This window comes from Flavobacterium sp. (assembly GCF_029242675.1).
Lineage (GTDB): Bacteria > Bacteroidota > Bacteroidia > Flavobacteriales > Flavobacteriaceae > Flavobacterium.
Genome location: NZ_JAQWTM010000206.1, coordinates 1 through 8695, shown reverse-complemented (window position 1 = coordinate 8695; position 8695 = coordinate 1). Strand labels below are relative to the sequence as shown.

Annotated in this window: 7 protein-coding genes; all 7 read right to left on the bottom strand. The window is 36.4% G+C overall.

Annotation, left to right across the window (positions count from 1 at the left end; all coding sequences use genetic code 11):
- Positions 1–251 (bottom strand): hypothetical protein (locus P8M54_RS07840; RefSeq protein ID WP_300286949.1); only part of this gene is annotated, 251 nt, incomplete at its 3' end.
- A 375-nt stretch (positions 252–626) separates the two neighbouring features.
- Positions 627–1283, bottom strand: a complete 657-nt coding sequence (locus P8M54_RS07835; RefSeq protein WP_300286947.1) for a 3-oxoacid CoA-transferase subunit B — start codon at positions 1281–1283, stop codon at positions 627–629.
- Between the two features lie 65 nt (positions 1284–1348).
- Entirely contained in the window at positions 1349–2047 is a 699-nt protein-coding gene (locus tag P8M54_RS07830; RefSeq protein WP_300286945.1) for a CoA transferase subunit A, read from the bottom strand.
- A 127-nt stretch (positions 2048–2174) separates the two neighbouring features.
- Positions 2175–4478 (bottom strand): transglycosylase domain-containing protein, encoded by a 2304-nt coding sequence (locus P8M54_RS07825; protein WP_300286943.1) that lies wholly within the window; start codon positions 4476–4478, stop codon positions 2175–2177.
- 8 nt (positions 4479–4486) lie between these two features.
- Positions 4487–4966, bottom strand: a complete 480-nt coding sequence (locus tag P8M54_RS07820; protein ID WP_300286941.1) for a gliding motility lipoprotein GldH — start codon at positions 4964–4966, stop codon at positions 4487–4489.
- On the bottom strand, positions 4950–6257 hold the full coding sequence (ricT, locus tag P8M54_RS07815; protein WP_300286939.1) for a regulatory iron-sulfur-containing complex subunit RicT: 1308 nt from the start codon (positions 6255–6257) through the stop codon (positions 4950–4952). Before ricT ends, P8M54_RS07820 begins: the two co-directional genes overlap by 17 nt.
- Before the next feature lie 180 nt (positions 6258–6437).
- Complete coding sequence (locus P8M54_RS07810) at positions 6438–7814, bottom strand: rhodanese-related sulfurtransferase (RefSeq protein WP_300286937.1); 1377 nt, start codon at positions 7812–7814, stop codon at positions 6438–6440.
- Between the last annotated feature and the right edge of the window lie 881 nt (positions 7815–8695).

The following is an 8695-nucleotide window of genomic DNA, read 5'->3' as shown; positions in this document are numbered from 1 at the left end:
AATTTATCCGTCTCGGATTTGGTTTTGGAGTAATTTGAAGTTTTCTTCAATCCTAATTGTTCTGTGAACACTTTTTGAGAATCTGTAGACTTGTAAGTCGATTGCTCATTAAAAGTGATTAGAGAGGGAGCTCCATTGTCATTAACAATTTTTTGCTTTACATTTTTTGCAGCATCTTGGGCATTTCCTGCAAGTGTAAATAATGAGACAGTCGCAATAACGCTCATTTTTCCGAGTAATTTTTTTTGCATAAAAAGGTTTGTTTTTGGTTAATGAAAGGTTAAATTTTCTTGTTCAAATGTAATATTATTTATGACATCCGCTATATTTTTGGAAAAATATTTTAGGTATTGTTGTTTTTTCACATTTTAACAGAGAATGACGCAATGCTATTTTAACTTTTTCTGCATTATACGGTCTATAAAGCCATTTGTTTTAAATAGGAGGTTGAGTGTTAATTTTTTTCCTAAAATCGGTAAGTAAGAAAAAAAAGTCAAATTTTGAAACTGGACAAAAAAAATCGGACTAGAAAATGGTCTAGTCCGATTGGGAAGATTTATTTTTAGCTTTAAATCGTTTAAATGTGATGCAAACGACTCGCTTTTTTAACTGATATAAAGTGGTGATTAATCTATGATCATTTCAGGAATATCTCCTTCAATGATTAAGGTTGCTTCAGTGGAAGCTATAATATGTTCTACTGATACTCCAGGAGCTCTTTCTAGTAATTTAAATCCTTTTGAAGTCACTTCCAAAACGGCAAGTTCAGTAACTACTTTTTTAACGCATCCTACACCGGTTAATGGTAAACTGCATTTTTTTAGAATTTTTGATTCTCCAGCTTTATTAACGTGCATCATTGCAACGATAATATTCTCAGCAGAGGCAACAAGGTCCATTGCACCACCCATTCCTTTTACCATTTTCCCAGGTATCTTCCAGTTAGCAATATCACCATTCTCGGCTACTTCCATAGCACCAAGAATAGTTAAGTCTACTTTTTGAGAACGAATCATTCCAAAACTCAAAGCCGAGTCGAAAAACGAAGCGCCTGGTAAAGTGGTAATCGTTTGTTTTCCTGCGTTGATAATATCAGCATCTTCTTCTCCTTCAAAAGGAAATGGGCCCATGCCTAGAACACCGTTCTCACTTTGAAACTCCACAGCGATATTGGTTTGAACATAGTTTGCTACTAATGTGGGAATACCAATTCCTAAGTTTACGTAATAACCATCTTGTACTTCTTTGGCAATTCGTTTTGCAATTTCTTCTTTTCCTAACATAAATTTTATATTTAGACCAGCAAGTGGTTAAGGATAATTAAGTGTTGTATTGAATTATGATTCAATTATTTTTTTCTAACTGTTCGTTGCTCGATTCTTTTTTCAAACTTTTCTCCTTGAAAAATGCGTTGTACCATGATTCCCGGAATATGAATTTGATTAGGATCTAGCACGCCTACCGGCAAAAGTTCTTCTACTTCGGCAATGGTGATTTTAGCAGCACCGGCCATACAGGCATTAAAGTTACGAGCTGTTCCTTTAAAAATTAAATTTCCGGCTTCGTCACCTTTCCAAGCTTTTACAATGGCAAAATCAGCTTTGTAAGCCAGTTCCATGATGTGCATTTTTCCGTTGAATTCGCGTACTTCTTTTCCTTCGGCTACTTCGGTACCATAACCGGCAGGAGTAAAGAAAGCAGGAATTCCGGCTTGTGCAGCACGGCATTTTTCGGCTAAGGTTCCTTGTGGAGTTAATTCGACATCCAGTTCTCCTGAAAGCATTTGGCGTTCAAATTCGGCATTTTCTCCCACGTAGGACGAGATCATTTTTTTGATTTGGCGCTTTTGCAAAAGCAATCCAAGTCCAAAATCATCTACTCCTGCATTATTTGAAATACAAGTTAGGTTGGTCGTTCCTTTAGTTACTAGTTCGGCAATTGAGTTTTCAGGAATTCCTGATAAACCAAAACCGCCTAACATGATGGTCATTCCGTCTTGTACACCTTCTAATGCTTTTTGTACCGTATTTACTTTTTTATTAATCATAATTTTATATCTAAAATAATGTAATGAATGATTGTGTTTTAGCCCAGACCGAAGCGGCATCCTTTATAGCTGGTGTTCAGCTATAAAGATAAAGCGTAGTGCTGGAAAAAGCTCCTAGAAACTAGTATTAAAATTCAAACTCATCTGTATTTTGAACTTCGGTAGTGTCTTTTACTTTTGGTGCAGTATAGCAGTCTACTTTAATAGATAGATTTGCGGGTCTTTCGAAATTCTCCTTGGAAACTTTTAATTCAGAGTCTGCGTAACACAACTTCATGAAATAACCCCAAATAGGTAAGGCTGCAGTTGCTCCTTGTCCGTAGGTAATTGTTTTAAATCGTGCGGAACGATCCTCGCAACCTACCCAAACACCTGTAACTAGATTTGGAACCATCCCCATAAACCAACCATCGGACTGGTTTTGAGTTGTACCCGTTTTACCTGCAATTGGGTTTTTGAACATATACGGGTAACCGGTCCATCTATTATCACCGCTTCCACCATATTCAGTTCGTAGTCTTGAGCCCGAACCACCTTCAGTAACTCCTTCAAGTAATTTGATGACTGCAAAGGCGATATCTTTATTTAAAACATCATGCGATTCTGGAATTGGCTCGTAAATTACCACACCGCTTTTATCTTCGATTCTGTTTAAAAATTGAGGTTTAGTGTATACTCCTTGATTGGCAAAAGTACTGTATGCAGCAACCATATCTTCAACTGTAATGTCTACTGCTCCAAGTGCTATCGAGGCTTGAAGAGGTATATCAGATTTTATTCCTAATTTATTGGTCAGTTTTACGACGGCTTCAGGTCCTACTTTATCCATTAGTTTGGCCGAAACGGTATTGATTGAGTTCGCTAATGCTTTTTTTAAAGTCACCATTCCGCGGTATTGGTTGTCAGAGTTTCTTGGTGTCCAAGCCTCAGTGGCGTGGTGACGTCCTGCCGGCATGGTAAATGGCGCATCAATGATGGAGTCACAAGGCGACATGTTTAACTGCTCAATAGCAGTTGCGTAAACAAACGGTTTAAAAGTAGATCCTACCTGTCTCGCTCCTTGTCCTACGTGGTCGTATTGAAAGTATTTGTAGTTGATTCCACCAACCCACGCTTTGATATTCCCAGTTTGTGGTTCCATGGCCATTAAACCTGATTGTAAAAAGGATTTGTAATAGCGAATGGAATCCATTGGAGTCATAGTCGTATCTTTTTCACCTTTCCAGGTAAAAACGGTCATTTTTACTTTTTGGTTGAATGAAGCTATGATTTCTTCATCTGTTTTGTCCATGCCTTTCATTACGTTCCAACGATTCGAGGATTTCATGGCTTGTTTCAAAATGCGTTGGGTTTCAGCATCTGAAATATTAACAAAAGGAGCATTTTTATTGGTTTTGGACTGAATAAAAAACTCTTCTTGTAGGTTGGCAATGTGTGCTTTTACGGCTTCCTCAGCATGCAACTGCATTCTAGAGTCGATCGTAGTGTAGATTTTTAAACCGTCTTTGTAGATGTCATAATCAGAGCCATCTGGTTTTTTATTTTCTTCGGCCCATTTTTTCATATAGTCACGCAGGTATTCTCTAAAGTAAGTTGCGGTACCTTCACGGTGGCTTTCAAGCTTGAATTTTAATTTAATAGGTAGCGCTTGTAGTCTTATTTTTTGTGCCTCAGTAATCATTTTAGATTTTTCCATTTGGGCTAAAACTACATTACGGCGGTTCTTAACTCCTTGCGGATTACGAACAGGATTGTATAAACCGGAGTTCTTGAACATACCCACTAAAATAGCTGATTCGTCTACCGTTAACTCTTTTGGTGTTTTAGAAAAATAAGTTTGTGCCGCAGAGCTAACACCAACTGAATAGTTTCCAAAGTCGTATACGTTGCAGTACATCGCAAGGATTTCATTTTTAGTGTATTGTCTTTCTAGTCGAATAGCAATAATCCATTCTTTGGCTTTTTGAATAATTCTAAAAGGTAAAAACTTAGAACCTTCACCGTGAAACAATTGCTTGGCTAATTGTTGCGTTAAGGTACTTGCTCCTCCACTTGTTCCAAGGCTAGCGATCGCTCTTAGCGTTCCGCGACCATCAATACCTGAATGCTCGTAAAATCTTTCGTCCTCAGTAGCCACTAAAGCATCCACTAAGTTTTTAGGAAGATCCGAGTATTTTAGTTGAGACCTGTTTTCTCTAAAGAATTTCCCAATAACTACGTTATCAGATGATATTACCTCTGTCGCTAAGTTAGAATCTGGATTTTCTAGGTCTTCAAAAGAAGGCATAGATCCTAAAAGTCCCCAAGAGGCAAATAGGAAAAAAACGATGATACCCCCCATACCATAGGAGAAAAATTTCCAAAAAGTCTTGGTGTAATGTGCAAAATCTTTTTGGGTATTGCCTTGATTGTTATTTTTTTTTGTAGCCATATTTTATTCTAGTCTTTTTTTTCAATTCGTAAACCTACGTCCGTAATACCTTCTAAGCTAGTAACGCCTGGAACTTTGCCGCTTTCTCTTACTGCCTGCTTGATGTTTACTTTGTATTTTCCTCTAAATCGTATATTTTCTTTATAAAACAATTTACTTTCTTTTATATCAGAGAATCCATCACCTAGGAGGTTGCCATCAGGGTCAGCCATTTGGTATTCTAAAGTGTCTACTTTGGTAAAACCGTTGGGTAATTCTAAGGAAACAATCAAGAATAAGTTGTTATAAGGATAGTTGTTATTGTCTCTAACGTTTATAAAAAGATCGTAACGTTTTGTGGAATCTAAATCGGGCAAGTTAAAGCTTACCACACTGTCTTTGTGCCAAGCATCGCCCACTGATTTGTATTCATCAAAAACTCTTTTTTTATCACATGAAAAAAGAGTAGTTGCTATCAAAAAAACTAAAACACTATTTTTTAGTCTCATTTTTTTTAATAATTATAGGTTTTCTTACTGCTACAGGCTCTGTTACAGCTGGTTTTTTATCGTTTGGGTTGTTAGGTTTTCTGTTTCCTGATTTTTTATTATTAGGAACAATTTTGTTATCTGAAGGTTTTTTAGCGTTGGCTACAATAACATTTTCGCCTGACTTTTTAGGTTTTTTATTGTTTCGTTTGCTTTTCTTAGGTTGGTCAAAACGAGTCAAACTTTCTTGTCCCATTGCATTATTAAAGTCTTTTTCGACCTCTTGAATGATTTCAATAGCGTAATCCTCCAGTGCAGATACCTTTTTCTTTAACTTATTCTCGGCAATGATTTCTTGTACTTTATCGATTTTAAGCACATGCCAGTTAGCAAAATTATTAGTGTAAGCGAACCACATTAATCCTTTAAAAATATCTTGTTTTTGACAAATAGCATCTCCTTTTTCGGTCACTAATTTAGTTTCAAAATCAGGAAAACCTTTTAAGGCGTCTAAGTAAGTATCTAGTTCATAGTTCAAACAACATTTTAGTTTACCACATTGTCCCGCTAACTTTTGAGGGTTTAAAGACAATTGTTGGTAACGCGCTGCAGAGGTGTTTACACTTCTGAAATCAGTTAACCAAGTAGAACAACATAATTCGCGACCGCAAGATCCAATTCCGCCTAAACGAGCTGCTTCCTGACGGAAACCTACTTGTTTCATCTCTACTCTTGTGCTGAATTCCTTAGCAAAATCTTTAATTAACATTCTAAAATCGACACGATCATTAGCGGTGTAGTAAAAAGTAGCTTTCGATCCATCACCTTGAAATTCAATATCAGATATTTTCATTTCTAGTTTGTGTGCGATTGCTAATTCACGAGCACGCACTTTCATTGGCTCTTCTTTCTCTCTCGCTGCTGACCAAATGTCAATGTCTTTTTGGGATGCTTTTCGGTAAATTTTTGCTACTTCATTGCTTGTAGGATTTACTCCTTTTTTCTTCATTTGGATGCGAACTAACTCTCCGGTTAGGGTTACAATTCCAATGTCATGTCCAGGTGAAGCGACTGTCGCAACAATATCTCCCATGGATAAGGTCAGCTTTTCGGTATTTCGGTAAAATTCTTTTCTTCCGTTTTTAAAACGTACTTCCACACAGTCAAACGGAGCTTCGCCGTTAGGTAAACTCATATTCGAAAGCCAATCAAAAACCGTTAATTTATTGCAGCTATCGGTGCCGCAAGTCCCATTATTTTTACAACCCTTAGGTGCGCCACCATCAGAAGTTGAACAACTTGTACATGCCATAATTTTATATATAGTGTTGTGACTAGCACAACTTATGTTCTTAAAACGTTTAATCCGTAAAGATAGTATTTTTTAACCGAAAGTTGCAAAACTTAGGATGGCCTCATATTTAAACTTTTAAATAAATAATGCCTATTCCAATGAATTGAAATAGGCATTTTACATCTTAAGATTTTAAACTTAATCTAAAACTTTATATAATTTATCTGATAACCGAATTCTAAACGGCAATTGAAACGTACAAACATCTCCTGCAACTGCCTTATCAGCCTTTACGTCATTTACTTGCATTTCAGTAATGACTAATTGTTGTTCACCAGTAGTCATTCCTTTAATCATGATCGTATCGCCCACATTGATTTCGTTTTCTTCGATAGAGAACTGACCAATGCTTGGTTTTGGATAAAAATGAGTACCACTACCTATGTACTGTTTTTTGATTTTTGGCGCTTTTTTAGCCAAAGCTTTCGACTTGGTTAAATCTACTAAATTGGGAACTGACGCTAACGGATCAAGGTTGGTTTCTCTGTTTTTAAAAGTCAATACATCTGATTTTCCTTTTTTGAAGATTTTATTGCCGTTTTTCACGCCACGACGAATCGCTTTTTGCTCCTCTTCTGGTAAATGAATCACATCTACGCAGTCTTGCGAACAGCATCCTTGCATGGCCTGCGCACAGTCTTCACACTGAATAAACAATAAATGACAGCCTTCGTTGATGCAGTTGGTGTGTACATCACAAGGTTTACCACATTGGTGGCATTGGGATACGATATCGTCAGTGATTCTTTCGCCTAAGCGGTGATCAAACACAAAGTTTTTACCAATAAACTTACTCTCTAAATTCTCCTCTTTGATTTGTTTGGCGTAATTAATAATTCCGCCTTCCAGTTGGTATACATTTTTAAAACCTTGGTGTTTAAAATAAGCCGAAGCCTTTTCACAACGAATTCCTCCGGTGCAATACATAACCAAGTTTTTATCCTCTTTAAAATCCTTTAACTGTTCGTTGATAATTGGCAATGATTCTCTAAAAGTATCCACATCAGGTGTAATCGCACCTTTAAAATAGCCAATTTCACTTTCGTAGTGATTTCTAAAATCAACTACAATGGTATTCGGATCGTTTAAAATAGTGTTGAATTCCTTCGCTTTCAAATGCACGCCAATGTTGGTCACATCAAAAGTATCGTCATTCAAACCATCAGCAACAATTTTGTCACGTACCTTAATCGTCAGTTTCAAGAACGAGTGATCATCATGTTCTACGGCAATATTCAGTCGCATTCCTCTCATAAAATCGTAGGCTTCAATTGTATCCTTGAAAGCATAGAAATTATCTGCCGGAAGTGATAACTGAGCGTTAATTCCCTCTTTGGCTACATAAATTCGACCAAGAACCACTAGCGGGTCCCAAGCACGGAATAAATCGTTACGAAATTGTGTTGGATCTTGAATTTGCGCATAAGCATAGAACGACAAAGTAAGTCTTTGTTTTCCCGCATCATCAATCATGATGGCTCTTTCTTCTGCGCTTAAAGTGTTATACAGTTGCATGCTATAAACGGTTTAAGTGTGAAAAATTATTTTTGCAAAAGTAGGGAAAAGCTGCAGAGTTTCAAAGTTTCAAAGTTCCAGAGTTTCAAAGTTTCAAAGTAATGTAATTCTTTAAAGAATTTTAATTTGCGAATTTGCGGTATTTTTTTGGAGCTTCTTTCAGTTTTCCTTGTTCGTACAAAGTTGGTAAGTCTTTTTTGGGAGTTTCAAAGCTACAGAGTTTCAAAGTTTCAGAGTAAAGTAATTTTTTAAAGATTTTTAATTTGCGAATTTGCGGTATTTTTTTGAAGCTTCTTTAGTTTTTCTTGTTCGTATAAAGTTGGTAAGTCTTTTATAGGAGTTTCAAAGTTTCAGAGTAAAGTAATTCCTTAAAGATTTTTAATTTGCGAATTTGCGGTATTTTTTTTAGGAGCTACTTCCAGCTATCCGCTCTATCTCTTTTGTCCGCTATCGCTACCACAAGAGGATTCCGCTGCTATCTGGGCTACTTGCGACGACTACTGCGACGAAGATATTTTTTAGTTTTTAATTACGAACTACGTTTTCCGTTAGTATTTTAGAAGCTTCTTTAGTTTTTCTTGTTTGTATAAAGTTGGTAAGTCTTTTTTTTGGAGTTTCAGAGTTTCTAAGCTGCAGATTTTCAGAGTAAAGTAATTTTTTAAAGATTTTTAATTTGCGAATTTGCGGTATTTTTTGAAGCTTCTTTTAGTTTTCCTTGTTCGTGTAAAGTTGGTAAGTCTTTTGTGAGAGTTTCAAAGCTGCAAAGTTTCAGAGTAAAGTAATTTCTTAAAGATTTTTAATTTTTAATTTGCGGTATTTTTTTTAGGAGCTACTTCCAGCTATCCGCTCTATCTCTTTTGTCCGCTATCGCTACCACAAGA